Source organism: Pedobacter lithocola, from assembly GCF_042650845.1.
Classification (GTDB): Bacteria; Bacteroidota; Bacteroidia; order Sphingobacteriales; family Sphingobacteriaceae; genus Pedobacter; species Pedobacter lithocola.
The window spans coordinates 208,261-226,493 of the sequence record NZ_JBHSBW010000003.1 but is presented as its reverse complement, the minus strand read 5'-3'; the positions used below and the strand labels follow the sequence as shown (position 1 = coordinate 226,493).

12 protein-coding genes are annotated in these 18,233 nt (G+C 39.1%); 10 read left to right on the top strand and 2 right to left on the bottom strand.

The window, feature by feature from the left end:
• Positions 1-7 precede the first annotated feature (7 nt).
• Positions 8-3,019 carry a SusC/RagA family TonB-linked outer membrane protein gene (locus ACFOWA_RS01685; RefSeq protein WP_378981139.1) on the bottom strand — a complete coding sequence of 1,004 codons (3,012 nt, stop codon included), beginning with the start codon at positions 3,017-3,019 and terminating at the stop codon, positions 8-10.
• A 208-nt stretch (positions 3,020-3,227) separates the two neighbouring features.
• Here ACFOWA_RS01685 and ACFOWA_RS01680 point away from each other — a divergent pair, with 208 nt between their 5' ends.
• From ACFOWA_RS01680 to ACFOWA_RS01655, 6 genes are all read left to right on the top strand, one after another.
• Positions 3,228-7,205, top strand: a complete 3,978-nt coding sequence (locus ACFOWA_RS01680; RefSeq protein ID WP_378981137.1) for a hybrid sensor histidine kinase/response regulator transcription factor — start codon at positions 3,228-3,230, stop codon at positions 7,203-7,205.
• 331 nt (positions 7,206-7,536) lie between these two features.
• The gene (locus ACFOWA_RS01675; protein WP_154283201.1) at positions 7,537-8,106 is read left to right on the top strand and encodes a Crp/Fnr family transcriptional regulator; all 570 of its coding nucleotides are present in this window, start codon (positions 7,537-7,539) and stop codon (positions 8,104-8,106) included.
• Between the two features lie 77 nt (positions 8,107-8,183).
• A complete protein-coding gene (locus ACFOWA_RS01670; protein WP_154283202.1) occupies positions 8,184-9,047 on the top strand; it encodes an SDR family oxidoreductase in 864 nt (287 codons plus the stop codon).
• A 922-nt stretch (positions 9,048-9,969) separates the two neighbouring features.
• Positions 9,970-10,833 (top strand): NmrA family NAD(P)-binding protein, encoded by an 864-nt coding sequence (locus ACFOWA_RS01665; protein ID WP_154283203.1) that lies wholly within the window; start codon positions 9,970-9,972, stop codon positions 10,831-10,833.
• A 420-nt stretch (positions 10,834-11,253) separates the two neighbouring features.
• Positions 11,254-11,796 (top strand): DUF4269 domain-containing protein, encoded by a 543-nt coding sequence (locus ACFOWA_RS01660; RefSeq protein ID WP_154283204.1) that lies wholly within the window; start codon positions 11,254-11,256, stop codon positions 11,794-11,796.
• A gap of 171 nt (positions 11,797-11,967) precedes the next feature.
• Positions 11,968-12,663: a DUF421 domain-containing protein gene (locus ACFOWA_RS01655; protein WP_378981134.1), complete on the top strand. Its 696-nt coding sequence runs from the start codon at positions 11,968-11,970 to the stop codon at positions 12,661-12,663.
• A 287-nt stretch (positions 12,664-12,950) separates the two neighbouring features.
• On the opposite strand, the gene ACFOWA_RS01650 is transcribed toward ACFOWA_RS01655, so the two are convergent.
• The gene (locus tag ACFOWA_RS01650; protein WP_154283206.1) at positions 12,951-13,337 is read right to left on the bottom strand and encodes a winged helix-turn-helix transcriptional regulator; all 387 of its coding nucleotides are present in this window, start codon (positions 13,335-13,337) and stop codon (positions 12,951-12,953) included.
• Between the two features lie 676 nt (positions 13,338-14,013).
• Here ACFOWA_RS01650 and ACFOWA_RS01645 point away from each other — a divergent pair.
• The 4 genes from ACFOWA_RS01645 (at position 14,014) to ACFOWA_RS01630 (ending at position 18,210) form a co-directional block, all read left to right on the top strand.
• On the top strand, positions 14,014-15,009 hold the full coding sequence (locus tag ACFOWA_RS01645) for an MBL fold metallo-hydrolase (RefSeq protein WP_154282727.1): 996 nt from the start codon (positions 14,014-14,016) through the stop codon (positions 15,007-15,009).
• A 3-nt stretch (positions 15,010-15,012) separates the two neighbouring features.
• Entirely contained in the window at positions 15,013-16,401 is a 1,389-nt protein-coding gene (locus ACFOWA_RS01640) for a M20/M25/M40 family metallo-hydrolase (RefSeq protein WP_154282726.1), read from the top strand.
• The gene (locus ACFOWA_RS01635; protein ID WP_154282725.1) at positions 16,398-16,784 is read left to right on the top strand and encodes a RidA family protein; all 387 of its coding nucleotides are present in this window, start codon (positions 16,398-16,400) and stop codon (positions 16,782-16,784) included. Before ACFOWA_RS01640 ends, ACFOWA_RS01635 begins: the two co-directional genes overlap by 4 nt.
• Positions 16,785-17,859: 1,075 nt before the next feature.
• Positions 17,860-18,210: a putative quinol monooxygenase gene (locus ACFOWA_RS01630; RefSeq protein ID WP_378981131.1), complete on the top strand. Its 351-nt coding sequence runs from the start codon at positions 17,860-17,862 to the stop codon at positions 18,208-18,210.
• Positions 18,211-18,233: the final 23 nt, after the last annotated feature.

Genomic DNA, 18,233 nt, shown 5'->3' with positions numbered 1-18,233 from the left:
CTCTTAATTAAAATCCAAAATTTAAACCTAATGAAACTGTTTTCAAGTTAGGAAATGCACCAAAATCATATCCTTTCTCGAAAATACTGGAGTTGCTAAACTCGGGATCCAATCCAGTATATTTAGTAATTGTGACCAGGTTTTGTGCAGACAGTGATATCCTCGCATTTTTAATACCCCATTTGCTGATTAATTGCTCGGGGAGGCCATACGATATTCCTACATATTTCATTCTCGCAAAGCTCCCATTTTCCAGCCAGCGGTCTGTATCTCCTCTTGAATTTACAGAACTGCCATAAAACGCCCTTGGAACATTTGTGTTAGGGTTTTCAGGAGTCCAGGGTTGCACACCTTTAAGATAATTTGAGTTATCTGAGAAATTTTCTGTTATACTTCTTGGCCCATTGAAAACCGTAGCGCCAAAAGATCCAAACCAATCCATTGAGAATTCAAAACCTTTATAGGAAGCATTAAGATTTAAGCCAATCTCATAGTCAGCCCACGGACTGCCCACTACCATCTTGTCCTTATTGGTGATTTCCCCATCACCATCATTGTCGCGGAAGCGAATGTCACCTGGTTTGGCATTTGGCTGAATGATCTTTCCTGCCGAATTTCTGTAGTTGCTGACCTCAGATTGGGTTTGAAATAAGCCATTTGTTTGTAACACGTACCACATACCGATCGGCTGGCCAACCTCGGTTACTGTATTTCCAACAAAGGTTTTGTTTTGAGTGTAGCCCAAACTTTCAACTTCGTTTTCTAAGGTGGTAAGATTGGCAGTTACACTGTACCTAAAATCCTGCACCTGGCCAGCATAGGTAGTGGTCAGCTCAAAACCCTTATTCAGTAAGGTCGCTCCATTTACCCTGGGATTGCCTCCATCATTTCCTGTAGAGATCAATAACGGAAATGCAATCAGAACATCTTTTGTTCTGGCATTGAAGTATTCTGCACTAATGGTAAGCTTATTGTTAAGGAAAGCAGCATCCAGACCATAGTTTTGTTGGATTACCTTCTCCCATTTCAGATTGGAGTTGGCTAAACGTACCTGTGTAGCCCCAGGCTGTACAGCTTGATTTGATCCCAATGCAATTGTAGAAAAGGTATTAATAAATCCCTGGTATTCATATTCTCCGATGTTGCTACTGCCCAGGGTGCCATAACTGGCTCTAATTTTTAGGTCGTCGATCCATGATACCTTGAAGAATTCTTCCTTGCTAACTCTCCAGGCGGCTGATGCAGATGGGAAATATCCGAATTTATTTTGCGGGCCGAATTTCGAAACACCATCACTTCTAAATACGCCATTGAACAGGTATTTGTCATTATAATTGTATTCAAGCCTGCCGAAGTAGGATATTAAATCGAACCGGTTTCTGTATCCACCCGTCTGAGGTTCATTTCCCTGATCTAAAACATCATAGTATGTTCCCGTACTTGGGTTGAATAATACATTTCGTTTTGTGCCAGATATCTGCGCATATTTTGTCTTTTGATAAGACTGACCGACAAGCAAATTAAAAGAGTGCTTGTTAAAGGCTTTATTAAAAGTCAGGGTGTTTTCATTCAAAAGAGAAGAAAACTCTGCCCTATTTTCGTTGTAGATAGCTGGATCAAATGCTTGATTCAGCGTCCAGAAACCATCCTTCTTCAAATAAGTATAATGGTCTAAACTTGTTTCATAACCCAATGTAGTTTTGAATTTTAAAGACTTCAACAATTGAAGTTCTGCAAAAACATCACCTCTGATTCTCAGGTTTTCGTTGATTCTGTCTTCAATATTTGCAATGGCAACTGGATTGGTTCCAAATGTACGTGCCCTGGCTTCGTCGCCATAACCATAACCACCAGGATGGCTTGCATCATAAACTGGGATGGTTGGAAGCATTCTGAAAACATCAACAATAGGATTGCCAGACATCTCATCTCGTTTGGCTTTGCTTATCGCCAGATTTTCACCAATCGTAAATATGCCTCTGGTGCCTTTTGTATTTACCCTGAAACTAACCCGGTCAAAATCTGTACTGATTACCGTACCTTTATTTCCAAAATATCCCCCAGAAACATAATAACTTGCATCCTTGGTGCCGCCAGAAAAACTCAGGTTATAATCCTGAATGTTACCGGTTTGATAGGCTTCGTCCTGCCAGTTGGTATTTACGCCAAGGTCCAATCGTTGTCTCTGCACACCCGCATTGTCATATGCCATGAAATTAATCCTCGAAAACTCATCCGTTTCTGCAAGATCATACCGGGGAATGGACTGTAAACCGCTTTTCCCTGAAAACTCGATTTGCATGGGTCCCGCCTTACCTTTTTTGGTAGTGATGATAATCACACCATTGGCAGCCCTTGAGCCGTAAATCGCTGCAGCTGACGCATCTTTCAATATCTGTATGCTTTCAATATCCGCTGGGTTGAAATCTCGGTTTGCAGTGGTAATAAGTCCGTCAACTACATAAAGTGGATTTGTTCCTGAAAGGTTTTTTAGTCCCCTGATCTGTATCTGGGCTTCTGATCCAGGTTGTCCACCACCGCGAACCTTTATACCTGTTGCAAGCCCTTGCAATGATTCGGCTACAGTTGTCGCCTGCCTTTTTTGAACATCTGCGGCCTTTACTATCGAGACTGCACCGGTAAGGTCTTTTTTACGTTGAACACCGTAACCTACGACCACCACTTCATCCAGGTCGTCAGCAGCTTCGATTAGAGCAACGTTTATTACTGATCTGCCAGCAACTGAAATTTCCTGCTTTGTATATCCTACATAAGAGAAGATCAATACTGCATTTTCTGTGTTAGGAACGCTGATGCTGAAAGAACCATTCTGGTCTGTAGTCGTGGATAACGATGTTCCTTTTACCTGTACGCTAACCCCAGTGAGTATACCACTTTTGTCGGATACACTTCCTGAAATTCTACCCTGAGAATAGGCAATCTGACAGCAAAGGAAAGATAGTAAACTGAGCGTAAAGCAAAGCCTCAACACTTTGCCAAGTTTTAATTTTTTTTTCATACTCATTTTGGTTTATATATGGTTAATGCGGTTTCAGCAACCTGAGTCACTGAAAACTTTTGCTAAATGAGTAATTTACATTTGAGGATATAGATCAAAAAGACACTAATTTGTCTCAATTAAGCCTAAAAATGGCCGATCCAAAGATCGATGAGCTTACCTCTGCGCTTTTCATCCTATATTTAGCCTAACCAAATACTTGAGACAAATGAAGAAATTGCTGATATCGATGTTGCTGTTCCTCATGATCCATGCCTCGGCATTTTCACAATCCTATACTTTCAGGCACTATCAAGTGGAGAACGGCTTATCTTATAACTCAGTGATCTGCAGTATTCAGGATAGGAAGGGTTTTCTGTGGTTTGGAACAAAGGATGGTCTAAACAGGTTTGATGGGTATATTTTCAAAACCTTCCGGAACAACCCGGACGATCCAAAAAGCCTTGGCAGTAATTTCATTCACGCTCTATATGAAGATCAAACGCAGCACATCTGGGTAGGAACTCTTAGCGGTCTATACAAATACAATTCCGCAACCGAAAGTTTTGACTTCATAAAAGCTACTAAAAATGAAGATATCAGGGATGTTCGATTAGATGAACAAGGTAATGTCTGGTACATTGCAGGCTTGTTGCTTTGTAAATATAATCAGAAAACTAAAAAACTGACGAAATTTGAGCACAGGATACACCCAGGCGCAACCTCCATATCTATAACGCCAACAGGAGATTTGTGGGTTTCTACGAACGATGGTTTTATCCAGATGTATAACAAAATGGGCAATAATTTTGAAAGCTATAGCGTTTTCGATAAATCACAACCCACCATTTCGGGATGGATCGAAAAATTGTATGATACCGGTAAAGGATATTTTCTTATCGGGACATCCAACCAGGGTGTTAAGGTTTTCGATCAAAAATCTCTGACCTACAAAGACCTCAATATCAAGAATCCAGATCGGACGGCTTTATACGCAAGAAGTTTCCTGGAAAAAAACAGAGATGAATATTGGATCGCTACCGAATCTGGCCTTTTCTCATACAACATGATCACTGGTGGCTATTCCAATCTTCGTCATGAATTCAATAATCCATATTCAATGTCTGATAACGCAGTTTACACGCTAACCAAGGATAAAGAAGGAGGCGTTTGGGCAGGTACCTATTTCGGGGGGATAAATTATCATTCGAATCAGCCGGTCGTTTTCGATAAGTATTTTCCCAAAGAAGGAGCGGGGAACCTTAGCGGCCACGCCGTTCGCGAAATTTGCAATGATCTTAAAGGGAATATTTGGATTGGAACAGAGGATGGTGGTTTAAACAAACTAATCCCAACGGCTAACCTATTTAAACATTTTAAGCCTACGGGAGATAATACGGGCATTGCTCATACCAATATTCATGGTTTAATGGCGGCAGGCAACGAACTTTGGGTAGGAACTTTTGAACGTGGGCTAGATGTGATAGACATTAATACCGGAAAAGTAATCAGGCACTACAGTGCCGGGCCTGGAAATAACGAGATGAAAAGCAACTTTGTTGAAAGTTTGTTAAAAACAAAGTCCGGAATCCTTCTTATCGGCACTTCCAATGGACTATACCGATATAATAGATCAGCTGATAAATTTAATGTGGTGAGTGAAGTACCAGTTGATATTCACTATTCCAGTCTGCTTGAAGATAATAAGGGTACAATTTGGGCGGCATCACTCAGAACCGGTCTATATTTCTATGACCCCATCAGTAATACTTCAGGTTCATTTACCACGGACGAACAAAATAAGAACAGCATCAGCAGCAATGCCGTCAACAGCGTTTTTATCGATTCGAAGGGTAGCTTATGGGTGAGCACAGAGAATGGGCTTAATAAAATTGATAGGAAAAACAATAAAATCCGAAGATATTTCAGTAAAGACGGGTTCCCAAGTGATGTTTTCTACAAAATTCTTGAGGATGAGCATCAAAACTTATGGATCAGTACCTCTCGTGGTTTGGCTTGCTTCAACCCAAAAAATGAAAACATCAAAACCTATACAAAAGAAAATGGATTGCTCAGTGATCAGTTCAACTATAGTTCCGCATTTAAAGATCAAGACGGCAAGATGTATTTCGGTAGTCTAAAAGGTATGATTAGCTTTTCTCCTGATCAGTTCAGTATTAATCGGTTTCTATCCCCTGTCTACATTACAGGTTTCCAGGTATTCAATAAAGAACTGGAAATTAATAGGGAGAATTCTGTATTATCAAAGTCGATAACCTTTACAAAAGCGATCCGTTTGCCTCATGATCAATCCACATTCAGTATTGATTTTGCCGCATTGGGGTATACCTCTCCGGAAACCACAGAATACCGTTACATGATGGAGGGCTTGGACAAAAACTGGGTTTACCTGAAACGCAATCGTAAAGTCTATTTTACCAACCTTTCGCCAGGCACATATACGTTCAAAATTAGGGCTTCCAATGGTTTCGGAAAATGGAATCAGGACTCAACTGAAATGGTCATTTTTATAGACCCGCCAATTTGGGCCAGTGGTTACGCACTTTTTATTTACAGTTTGGCGCTTATCCTAATTTTCTATCTTACTATCCGCTATTATCGCAGACGTCTGATTGATAAACAGGTGCGTGTGTCTGAATTATGGGAATCAAACAAGCAAAAAGAACTCTATAATTCAAAGCTGGAGTTCTTTACCTACGTTACACATGAAATTCGAACACCTTTAACTTTAATAAAGGGGCCATTAGAGGATGTGATAAAAAATTCTCAGGAGATGCCCTCCATTAAAGACAGTTTGGTAACGGTAAGAAAAAACACCGATCGACTGCTGGAATTGACAGACCAGCTGCTGGATTTTAGAAAGACGGAAACTAAAGGTTTTAGCCTGAATATGGTTACGGTCAATATCAACCAACTATTGGAAGAAAATTGCATTCGCTACAAGTCAGAAATGGCCACCAAAAATATAGAACTCAATATAAAGTTCCCACAACCTACATTCTTGACTATAGCAGATCCTGAAGCTTTGAATAAAATGCTAAGCAATTTGATTGATAATGCAGTTAAGTATGCAAAAAATAAGATTTTTATGGAGGTCATTCTTCATGATCAAGTTTTTGAAATTGGGATCAAGAGTGACGGAGAACTTATTCCTGATGATCTCCATGAAAAGATTTTCGAGCCATTTTACCGGCTTGAATATAACAAAGACCAAAGGGGAACGGGGATTGGTTTGCCACTTGCCCGTTCTTTAGCAGAATTACATCAGGGGACGCTACGGTTGAGTATTGCCGAGGGACATTATAACCTATTTTCCCTGATGCTCCCAAGAAGGGATCAAGATGTAACAATAGCCGGCAAAAACCCAACGGAACCTGAAACCGAAGAAACGGAAGATAGCCAACAGCAAAAACCAGTGATTTTATTGGTTGAAGATAATGTTGAAATAAGAGAATTTATAACCGCCAAGATTTGCAAAAAATTTCAGGTCTTAGAGGTAGGTAACGGTGCTGATGCATTGGATCTAATACAGCAAAGAAGTATTCATCTAATCGTTAGCGACGTGATGATGCCGATTATGGATGGTTATACTTTATGTAATAGCGTTAAAAACAATCTCGAGTATGCCCACATTCCGGTTATTTTACTGACTGCCAAAAGTACACTTCAGTCTAAGATAGAAGGCCTGGAATCAGGTGCTGATGCTTATATTGAAAAACCATTCTCGCCAGATCACCTGCTTACCCAAATTCAAAGCCTATTGGCAAGCAGGGAAAAAATAAAAAAATACTTCGCGACCTCTCCACTAGCGCATTTGAAAAGTATGGCATACAACAAGTCAGACGAAGTATTTCTCGACCGGTTGAATAAGATTATTCTGGAAAACATCAGCAACAAATCACTCGATGTTGAATTGCTGGCAGGTTTGATGAACATGACTAGGCCAACCTTCTATCGGAAGATAAAGGCTATAGCCAATCTAAGTCCCCACGAGCTAATCACAATTACCAGGTTGAAAGAAGCTGCGGAGCTTTTGGTAGTGGAAAACTTTAAAATAATGAAAATTGCCTCAATGACCGGATTTGGATCACAGGCGCAGTTTACAAGATCTTTCACCAAACAGTTTGGAATGTCTCCAACAGAATATATCAATAGCATGAAACCAACCCGGGCCAAATCTGAGTAATTCATTCCAGTCCGTTCAAACTGCGCTCGAAGTCTAAATCGTGCGGGTAGCAATTTCTGTTATTATCCGGCCATAGGGTGCAACCTCTTCATTACATGAATCGTAGCTTCCCGTATATTTATATTCCGGCCAAGCATGCCCTGAGACTTAAAAACCAGATATACGATAGCGAAATTTTCCGGTAAAGCCATAATGATTACTTTGGATAATCGAAAGAATAAATCGTCAAAGAAGGGTTCGAAGAAACGGTATGCCGGTGCAGGATTTATTTAGTTAAAGTTTTTATCATATGGTAAATAAATTGTTTTAAATAAATTGGAACTTTAAGGTTATGAAAGAATTCATCGATTACCTATTACAGTTCGGGAATCTGAACACACATCAAATAGATCTGATCAAAGGCAAGGCTAAGGTAATTTACATTCAAAAAGATGAATATTTTTCCGAAGCCGGAAAGATACCCAAACAGGTTGGATTCATACTTGAAGGTGTCGTTCGTTTCCTTTACTACAATAATAAAGGCAAAGAAATTACACAATATTTTATTGACGAAAATAACTTTGTGTCCGACCAACAAAGGTTTGAAGCCCAAGTGGTTGCTTCGGAGTATATACAGGCAGTTACCGATTGTAAATTGCTTGTGTTTTCAAAGAAAGACTGGGACGAAATTGGAAATACAATTGTCGGATGGCACCATATTACCGAATTGATAGTTAAAAACTGTCTGTTAAAAACAATAGAAAGAAGAAGCCCTTTGGTTTCGGAAGACGCCACCTCACGATATAACTCCTTTATTGAGCAATTTCCTGGTCTTGTGAATCGTGTTCCCCTTTCTCACATTGCCTCGTATCTTGGCATTACTCAGCAGTCTTTTAGTAGAATAAGAAAAAATATACGCTAAAACTGCTTTTTACCAAATGGTAAATGCTTTATTTTTTTAGATGTGAATATTTGTATAATTATTTATATAGAGAAAACATGGAAAAAAAAGTTGTGTTAATTACCGGAACGAACAGTGGGTTTGGGTGGCTGAGTGCTAAATCTGTTGCGGCCATGGGCCATATGGTTTATGCTACAATAAGAGATACCAAAGGAAAGAATGCTGCTAAAGCAAATGAACTCGAGCGGGTAGAAAATATCACCGTCCTGGATGTTTCATTAACAGATGAGAAAAGTGTACAAAGCGCGTTCGACTTCATCATTGAAAAAGAGGGCAGGATAGATGTATTGGTAAATAATGCAGGAACGAGTATGTTTGGTGTGGCGGAAACTGCTACTTCAGATGATCTGAATCGGATGTTGGACGTTAATGTTATCGCACCTTGGAGAATGATCAAACTGGCGCTGCCTTTTATGCGCAAACAATCAGAAGGCCTTATAATTAATGTATCAAGTGGTTGGGGTAGATTTTCAGCTCCTTTTTTTGCTATATATTCTTCCTCAAAATTTGGTTTAGAAGCATTGAGCGAGGGATTACATTACGAACTTCGTCCATTAGGTGTCGATATTGCTATTGTTCAACCAGGCGCTTTTCCCACAGAAATGTCTCAGAAAACCCAATTCGGATCAGATGCAGCCATTGCAGAAGAATATAAACTCATTGCTGACTTTCCTAATAAGATGGGCGCTGCAATTGGACAGATTTTCGAAGATACAAAACCAAATCCCCAAGATGTTGCTGATGCAATCGTAAAGCTGATTACATTACCAAAGGGTCAAAGGCCACTAAGGACAACCGTCGACAGCGCAACCGGACATATTGTTGAGGCAGCTAATAAGGCAGTTGAAATGGAATATGTTAAAGTAATCAAAGCATTTGGTTTGGAGGAATTGTTGACCTAAGCGATGCCAGGTCTACATTAATGCGGGTGATAAGTCTTTAGGATGATGTACTGATTAGCATCGAGTTAATCTATGCCTTTTATGAGCGCAAAAGCTCTCCAATGAATCAAATCCAACAGTATTCGAATCTTATTGCCGGATAGAATTCAATTTTCAAGCAGATACAGAGCCGGTTTTATTAGACTCTTTGTTTGCTTGAATTTTTTTTTAAGATGTCTTTGCAAACTCCTTCGAAAGCCGAGCATTTAGCCTTAAATTCTTGGTCTAACCCAACGGATAAATTGATAATATCCAACTTAATTTGATTTTGAATCTCGTTTTCAACCCTCAGTGCGTAATTGAGCTGCTGGACTAATCTTTAAGCACTCAATCTACGCTTATGCTAAGGTATCCGCCAAGTGCAAGATTTAGAAACAATATAATGACGGCCAACGCTTCTTTATTTGGTCATCTACAGTTTTATTTTTGCAGAGGCTTATAGCTTTCGAGCATATGCTGTAAATATCAGTTCAACACAATTCCCCAATGTATTCGATTATAATGGATTTTGGCAATATGAAGTTTAATATGTTGCTTTCAGAGCATTTTTTAAGATCTATGCTGATTTAAACTGTTAAATGTATTTGTGAAAAGGATATGATTTATTTTATATCGAATGAAATCCATTACCCCCATAAAAATGAAAGATAAATTTGCTACACCATCTTTTATTAAAACAAAAAAAATATTTTGATGTATAAACCATAATTACATTATTTTAATCTTTGTTTTATGCGCATTTTTAATGAAATACATGAAACAACCAATTTCAATTATATATTTTTGTCCAAAGCGTTAAGCCTATCACAATGGGGTTGTTATGTAAAATGCATTCCTGAATTATTGGATAAAAATTATGAATTGTAAACAACAATAAATTATTATGATATTAATCACTGGAGCTACAGGGCATCTAGGTGCGGCTGTAATAGAAAATTTGCTGGAAAAAATCAATCCTTCGGAGATCGCAATATATGCCAGAGATGAAAAAAAGGCGCAAAAATGGAAAGACCTAGGTCTTTCTGTTAGACTAGGCAATTACGACAATAAAAAGGATGTTGAAAAAGCATGCGTTGGTGTTGATAGTTTACTCCTCATTCCCATAGCAAGCCCAGGTGCGTTCGGGCAGCATAAAAATGTTATAGATGCCGCGGCGGAAAGTGGGATTAAACATTTATATTTTGCCAGCGGCGCGCTAAACCGTCATGTACAAGAAAGTAAATTAGGCTATTTAAATGATTCCTATTTTCTTACCGAAAATCACATTAGGCAGAGCGGTTGTCAATACACCATTTTTCAGAACGGACTCAATTCAGATACTATACCCTTTTTTATTGGAGAACATTTACCAATTAATGGGATAAATTTTCCTGTGGGACACGGAAAATCAGCATTTGCCACCATTGCAGATATAGCAGAGGCAATGGCGAAAATTATTATTAAGAGAGATGATTCAAATGTTACTTATGTGCTTACAGGTAACCAGTCATATTCTTTCATTGAGGTGGCCGATATACTGAGCGACCTTTCAGGGCATGAGGTACCTTTCCTTAATTCTAACCAGGAATTCTTTGTTTCAGCATTGAAGCAACATGGAGTCGAAGATGAAAAAATATCTATTGCCCTGCGCTTCTCACAGATTATAAATAATGATGAATATAATTATTGTGATGGGACATTGGAACAAATATTACAAAGGAAACCGACTACACTCAGAGAATATTTGAAATTTACCTACGTCCCTTAAAAACAATAAAGATAAAATCTATCTTACGCACCGTTTAAATTCCTCACTGAACCCCATCACTCATGCCAGAGGCAAGAATTCAGAAATGTATTGTTTTTCCAGGAAGAGGATATTTATGGTTCATACGGAAATGTTGTTAGCAACAAAAAGATCCGATAAAAGGGGCTCATAAACAGTGCCCAATGTTAAAGCTAAAACTCTTTTTGGAATTGTAAGGGCACTATTATTAATTAGTAAATAATTTTAGCGTTATAATTGCCACTTTTTACAATTTTGAATTGAGAACCAGTTTAAAAAATGAAGGATCTTATTTATATAATTAGTTAAGAATATCAGTTAAACAAAATATCAGGATATATATCTAAATTTAAGATTAATACATACCTAGGATACTCATAGTTTACTTAATAGCTTTTCATAATGCACCCAGTAAAAAACTTTGATTCAATAGCGTACCTTAAATACGGAAATGATAGACAAATTAGTGTTTATGATATGCTAAAAAAACAGCTTATTCTGGAAATGATTTCTGAATTTGATCCAATAGTTGTTGGAACAATACCAATTGATATTGATATCGAAAGTAGCGATATTGATATTATATGCTATTCCAGCAATAAAGAATATTTATCAAATGTGTTAACCAATTTATTCCAGTATGAAGATGGCTTCAAGATCTGGGAATACAATAAAACCAATCCAAGCGCCATAGTCGCAAAATTTAAGGTCGCAGATTTCGAAATTGAAATCTTTGGACAGGATGTTCCTACCCGTCGCCAGGTTGCCTATCGCCACATGATGATTGAATACCAAATACTGTTGGAAAAAGGTGAAGCTTTTCGAAAGCAAATTATTGAACTAAAACGGCAAGGTATGAAAACCGAACCAGCTTTTGCTACATTGCTTGGCCTGCAAGGCAATCCTTATGAGGAATTACTTAAATATGAAAAAGCTTGGGCCTAGGATTTATAAGGGTGGTAAGCCCGGATTTCAGCTTTACGCCTGCCCTTGACATTTCTGGCATTGGTTATTACTTTCATTGGCAAACCACAATTAGTCAAAGAGGTTTAGAAAAACTTATCAATTCCCAAATCGTTTTCTCTTCAGAAATGTTCTAACCACACAACTCGAACTATGAATATAAATATTGACTGGCAAAATTTCTTTATCGGAGAAGATCGATGGGAATTCATGCCCGAAATCGCACTTCGTACCCTCATCATGTATTTCATCATTCTTACCGGCTTACGGCTTTTAGGGAAACGTGGGGTAAGGCAACTGTCCGTTTTTGAACTCGTTGTCATTATTAGTTTAGGCTCGGCTGCAGGTGATCCCATGTTTTACAAGGAAATTGGTTTAATTGTACCCATCATAATTTTCACAATTATTGTTGGCGCTTATCGGTTGACTACCTACCTCACCGCTAAAAATCAAAAGTTAGATGACTTAATTGAAGGAAGATGTGTTTATCTAATTAAAGACGGTCGGTGTAATACTAAAGAATTTGGAAAGGAAGCACTTGGCCTAGATGAATTTTTTGCTGAATTGAGGCAAAAGAGCATTTCACATCTGGGTCAGGTAGAAACCGTAATTCTGGAAACATCGGGAACACTAAGTGTTTATTTCTATCCGGATGATAGAGTACAGCTGGGTCTTCCGATCCTGCCGGCCTTATTTGCGCAAAAAACCAAAATGCTTTCTCCCAATAAAGATTATGCATGTATTTTCTGCGGAAACATAAAGCGTATTAAAACTGAGGCCCCCTTAAAGTGTGTAGATTGTGGCTGTGACGAATGGGTTGTAGCAATCGACAACTGCAGAGTGAGATAGCATCTACAGACTATTGACAATAGTAGCCTAGAGACAAATAAAAATTGTTTATTGATCTCTACTGTGATGTATTTTTTTTTATTTAAAGCAAAATATGGAGACAAAATAAAAGCAAGTAATCTATCGCTGCAGCGCGCAGATTTGAATTTCAAAAATTCATCCTCAAATTTTTTGATTGCTTTATTTTTGACCCAATAGCATTTGCAAAAACTTAATTGCTCGGAAAATACCATTCCAACGCATATCAGTCTTATCGGGTTCTATAATAAAATGTTAATTATGATCGCTTAAATCATTGTTTTACACTCTGCATGGGGAAGTTCAAGTAAATTGATTTTTGGATGTTGATGAGGATTTTCCAGATATTGCGAACCCCAGTTATCCATAGATTGGATCAGGGGAATCAGCGAAGATCCAAGGTCTGTCAAAAAATACTCAACTTTTGGAGGAAGAATAGGATAAATGGTCTTGCTGATTATGCCATGATCCTCCAGCTCGGTAAGCTGTTGATTCAAAACCCTACGACTTGCCCTAGGGTTGAGACGCTGAAGCTCACTTGGCCTGCGATGACCCTTCCAGATGTTGAACAGTAGGCAAGGTTTCCATTTTCCTCCAATGATATCCATAATCATCCCCATTCCGCAATCAATTTCCTTTGGTATCTTTCTTTCCATTTTTCATAAGATGTTATCATTACAAAGATAAGCAATATGTTCAAAGATGTAATTGGCGTTCATTTAACCCACTACGAAAGCTGATTTGTGCTTAGTTTTATACCCATGTTGATTGAGGGCTTATTCCGGCCTTTTGTTAGTTTACAGTGTAACATCAATCTTCCTAAGGCCTTATGTCTCTTTTAGGAAATACAGTTCTTAAAGCTAGAATGCCAAATTGAAAAATGAGCTAAGCTCGTCTGAAAGTCTTACTGGCTGCGCACTGCGTCAAACTAAACCAGATACATAATTATCTTGTCGTTATGTCACCTGCTTATCTATTGGTCGATTTCAGCATCTTGCGTGATAACCTTGGCTGATTCAAAATTTCCTCAGGTATCTTGAAGATTAAATACACGTATTGCTGCAACCCATAGCTGTTTACTCTGCAGACAGATTTAACAAGGATGTGCCATTGATGATTGGTGCCAAAGCAATACGCATCAAAGCGGTAGCAGTTTATCCTAGCCCATTTGTGTTTAGCTGTCTGCTTATAATTATGAGATGGACCCAGGAAGGTCGAGAAACGAAAGGAATGGGGCTATAGGGATAATTTTAACCCTATGCTATAATGAAGTGCGTACTTTTAAGTTTTGTATGTAAGCCATAGTTTTGTCGCACGATAAATATTTTAAAAATGAAAACATACAAATATCTTCTAAAGCGGGTCAAAAGCTCTGCTGCTTTCTATATTACCTTTACGGTATTCGTTTTAACATTCATGCAGGTGGCTAAGGCACAGCATCAAGAAGGAGTTCTTGCTCAGCCCGGTAGCTATCACATGAAGCTAGGCAGCATAGAGGTTATCGCTTTATCAGATGGAAGCATCCCTCAGGAGCTTGATAAGCTATTAACCAACACCAATGTTGACGAGGTAAAAGCGTTGACCAACCTGAATTTTCAGCAGCCGGTTGTTGAAGCCTCTGTCAATGCCTATATAGTTAAAGTTGGCGGAAAGACCATTCTGATTGATGCGGGAACCTCTGAACTATACGGCCCGACACTTGGACACCTACCTGCAAATATGAAGCGTGCTGGCTATAATCCCGAAGAGATCGAGGTGATATTAATTACTCACATTCATACCGATCATACAGGAGGGCTGATGGACGGCGATAAAATGGTATTTCCCAACGCTACAGTTTATGTAAGCAAACAGGAAGCAGATTACTGGCTCAATGATGAACAATATGCCAAAGCCACTGATAAAATGAAACCTTATTTTGACCAGGCGAGGCTTAAAATGTTACCATATCTGAAAGCGGGTAAGATCAAAACCTTTGATTATGGTAAAACGCTTTTTCCCGGAGTAACTCCGTTAGCCAGCCCCGGACATACGCCAGGCCATAGTTTTTACCAAGTAACCAGTGAAGGAGAGAAGATTTTGTTCTGGGGTGACATCCTGCATTCTGGAGCAGTACAATTTGCCAAGCCTGAAATCACCATTGTTTATGATGTTGATCCTGCCTGGGCAGCGAGGACTCGCAAAAAGGCTTTTGAGCAGGCTGCAAAAGAAGGGTACTGGATTGCTGCAGATCACCTATCCTTTCCGGGAATCGGCCATATCAGACCGCTAGGAAAGGGCTACAGGTGGTTTCCGATCAATTATACGACCACAGGTAAAGGACAATAAGGAATGAAATCTATTCATCAAACCATCTCTATGGTTTCGCTTGGCTTTGCGCTGCTGATCTTTAATCCTGCCTTAGCCCAGGTAGATGCAGATTCTGTAATGATCCGCAAGATTTATACCCAGGTACTGAAGGATCATACAATGGATCAAAACCTGCGGGAGCTGGTCTATAAGATAGGTCCAAGAATTAGCGGATCTGCAGCCGCGGAGCAGACGGTTGTATGGGCAAAATCCGTAATGGAAGGTTACAAGCCCGATAGGGTATACCTCCAGCCAGTAACTGTTCCCCGCTGGGAAAGGGGGGATACTGAGCGAGCCTATTTCAGCGCATCTGGTGGAAAAAGCAGACTTGATATCAGTGCGCTTGGAGGATCGATTCCTACAGATGGAATTCTGCAGTCCGAGGTCGTCGAGGTAAATTCATGGAAAGCTTTAGCGGATATGACAGATGCGGAGATTGCTGGTAAATTCGTATTTTTTAACCGGGCGATGGATCCTACCGAGGTGGAAGTTTTTAAGGCCTATCTTAAGGCAGTGGATCAACGATCTCTTGGCGCCATAGCTGCCGCTAAAAGAGGGGCTGTAGGGGCATTAATTCGATCCTTGACGCTTTCAAAAGACAATGTTCCCCATACCGGCGCTGTTAGCTATGATGAAAAAGTGAAAAAAATCCCTGCTGTCGCATTAAGCACAATAAGCGCAGACCGGCTTAGCGCTGCACTAAAAGCCGATCCACGAATGATACTATCTTTGGAGCTGAAATGCAGGCTTTTATCACCAGTTAGGTCCAACAATGTGATTGCGGAAATCAAAGGTTGGGAATTTCCACAGGAGATTGTGACCCTTGGTGCACATCTTGATTCCTGGGATCTTGGTCAGGGTGCCTCTGATGATGGAACCGGGTTGGTCCAGTCGATGGAAATGCTCAGGGTGTTTAATCAATTAGGCTTCAGGCCCGCCCGTACTGTGCGTGTTGTGCTATACATGAATGAAGAGGCAGGTGCACACGGTGCAGTAGAATATGCCAGGCAAGCCACATTGAATGGTGAGAAGCATATCGCTGTCATGGAATCTGATGCGGGCGGTTTTGCAGCCAGAGGCTTTAGGGTGGAAGCAGGCTCCAAGGCCTTAAAGCAGTTTAGGCAATGGGCGAAGTTATTTGAAACCTACAAGGCTGGAGACATCCAGTTGGAGCAGCGTGGAATTGATTTGGTTCCAATGAAAAACAAGGCTCTTGCACTCATTAGCCTGGATTGCGATGATAGCCGTCTATTTGATATTCACCATAGCAGATTGGATACCTATGATAAAATTAACCCTAGAGAGGTGGCCATGGGTGCGGCAGCAATGTCTGCTATGGTGTTGCTGATTAGTAAATATGGATTACAATGAAAAAAATATCAATTACTGCAATAGCAATATTGTTTTCAATCGCATCGTATGCTCAAAATCTGAACGATAAACCATTTAGCGCATTCAGGGAAGCTGGTGGTCTTATCTTTTTGTCGGGACAGGTTGGTGTGCCAGCACCAAGTTTTGATCAGGAAGTCAATCAGGTTTTTGAAAAAATCAATACAATCCTAATCTCCGCCGGGTCATCAATGGATAAGATAATTACAGTTACTGTTTATTTGAAAGATTTTGGACAGTACGCAAAGTTTAATACACTTTACAAAAATTATTTTAAACCACCTTTTCCTTCCAGAACCTGTATCGGGATCGCTCATTTGCCACAAAAGGCCAGTGTAGAGATTACCGTTACCGCCCGGAAATAGGCTCGCTTAGAAAAATGATGAAGTCTGTGATGCGCTCCGTAACGGCGATTACGAGCATCATGTTAGGCAAAGAATTCGGGAAAGCTTAGCATTGGGAAGTAGTGCTTCCATTCTAGTATCTATGGAAGGTATTGAAGCGATGTTTCCAGATTTGCAAGAAAAAATAAATAGACTTTCTCTGAAATCATTACCCATCACGCCGCATGGTACCATGTTTCTCATCTTAATTTTGTTTAGGCCGTAATATTCAAAAACTTAAGCGCATCACCCTGCAATTTTCAATGCAATTCTGTAGCAGATATCAGTGATGGCTGTGGAAGGTAAAAAAATAGGTTAAAAACAATGCTTTTTCTTGTCGAAGGCGCAGCTGTCCCAAAGATTGTCTCGTAGCAGATTTTATATCGTGTTTTCTACTGTTGTGGATATTTCATTGGTAAACTCACTTTTAGATTTATCAAGTATGACTGACAAAATTCAGGCAAAAAAATAGATTTTTTTTGATTAAAGTCCCTGCCGGTTGAAAGCAATTTTAGGCGAATTTCTCCACTAACAATGCATTAGTTTTAAACGCTCTGGATTGGTATGTACAAATTTATAACCAAATTGTACCAAGTTGTAAAAGGTATATGTCCTAATTTTGTTCTTAGGAGAAAAATATAGATACCATTGTATTACTTAGCTCCTAAATTTAAAGGATATATCCACGTGAGAGATTACAAAACCTACAGTGCACTCAGAAGAAAATTTTGTGGATCTTTTGTTGATGATAATAGATTATTTATGCAGCAAAGCCATTTGATGAGGGCGTAAGTAATAGTAGTTTTGTTTTGCATGCCTTCAAGGATATGTATCAAGATTATCTTTTTATAGAAAAGATGGCAAATTGGTTAGTGCCACAAATGAATGAAGAAATTGCTTTTGGGAACGTAAGCTGACAAGGATTAAAACTTCTTTGAAAGATTGCCAGCCGGAAAGCAACAGGATATGAAAAACTATCGAGTACTATTGGAAGAAGGCATTGTTTGGTATTCCATTTTTTATTTTGATTTAAAAATAAAAAGTGCGAAAAGTTAAAATGAAAAGAAGATTTTTTAGAAAAATTTTACCATTAACCTTAATAAATTTAAACAATATGATAACAATAACAGCACTTATCCGCGCGAAAAACAATAGCGCAGATCTTGAAAAATTAAATGGTCTTTTTGTCCAACTTATACAAGAAACCAGAAAAGAGCCAGGATGTCTGAAATATGATTTACATCAAGTTACTCAACAACCAGGATTTTTTATCATGATGGAGGAATGGGCATCAGAGGCTGCAATGGAAGAACATAATACATCCCCGCACTTTAAGAATTTTTTAATTTCAGCTGAACCCTATTTTACGGTTCCCATCGAAGAGTTTGAATCTACCTTACTTACTTAGCGCATTAAGTAAACGTAATGTTT

What these genes read in the sequence shown, in the direction of transcription:
- ACFOWA_RS01635 (WP_154282725.1), top strand. Translation starts at nt 16,398, where the DNA reads ATGAAAAAAATATCAATTACTGCAATAGCAATATTGTTTTCAATCGCA.
- ACFOWA_RS01660 (WP_154283204.1), top strand. Translation starts at nt 11,254, where the DNA reads ATGCACCCAGTAAAAAACTTTGATTCAATAGCGTACCTTAAATACGGA.
- ACFOWA_RS01680 (WP_378981137.1), top strand. Translation starts at nt 3,228, where the DNA reads ATGAAGAAATTGCTGATATCGATGTTGCTGTTCCTCATGATCCATGCC.
- ACFOWA_RS01675 (WP_154283201.1), top strand. Translation starts at nt 7,537, where the DNA reads ATGAAAGAATTCATCGATTACCTATTACAGTTCGGGAATCTGAACACA.
- ACFOWA_RS01640 (WP_154282726.1), top strand. Translation starts at nt 15,013, where the DNA reads ATGAAATCTATTCATCAAACCATCTCTATGGTTTCGCTTGGCTTTGCG.
- ACFOWA_RS01655 (WP_378981134.1), top strand. Translation starts at nt 11,968, where the DNA reads ATGAATATAAATATTGACTGGCAAAATTTCTTTATCGGAGAAGATCGA.
- ACFOWA_RS01665 (WP_154283203.1), top strand. Translation starts at nt 9,970, where the DNA reads ATGATATTAATCACTGGAGCTACAGGGCATCTAGGTGCGGCTGTAATA.
- ACFOWA_RS01630 (WP_378981131.1), top strand. Translation starts at nt 17,860, where the DNA reads ATGAAAAGAAGATTTTTTAGAAAAATTTTACCATTAACCTTAATAAAT.
- ACFOWA_RS01685 (WP_378981139.1), bottom strand. Translation starts at nt 3,019, where the DNA reads ATGAAAAAAAAATTAAAACTTGGCAAAGTGTTGAGGCTTTGCTTTACG.
- ACFOWA_RS01645 (WP_154282727.1), top strand. Translation starts at nt 14,014, where the DNA reads ATGAAAACATACAAATATCTTCTAAAGCGGGTCAAAAGCTCTGCTGCT.
- ACFOWA_RS01650 (WP_154283206.1), bottom strand. Translation starts at nt 13,337, where the DNA reads ATGGAAAGAAAGATACCAAAGGAAATTGATTGCGGAATGGGGATGATT.
- ACFOWA_RS01670 (WP_154283202.1), top strand. Translation starts at nt 8,184, where the DNA reads ATGGAAAAAAAAGTTGTGTTAATTACCGGAACGAACAGTGGGTTTGGG.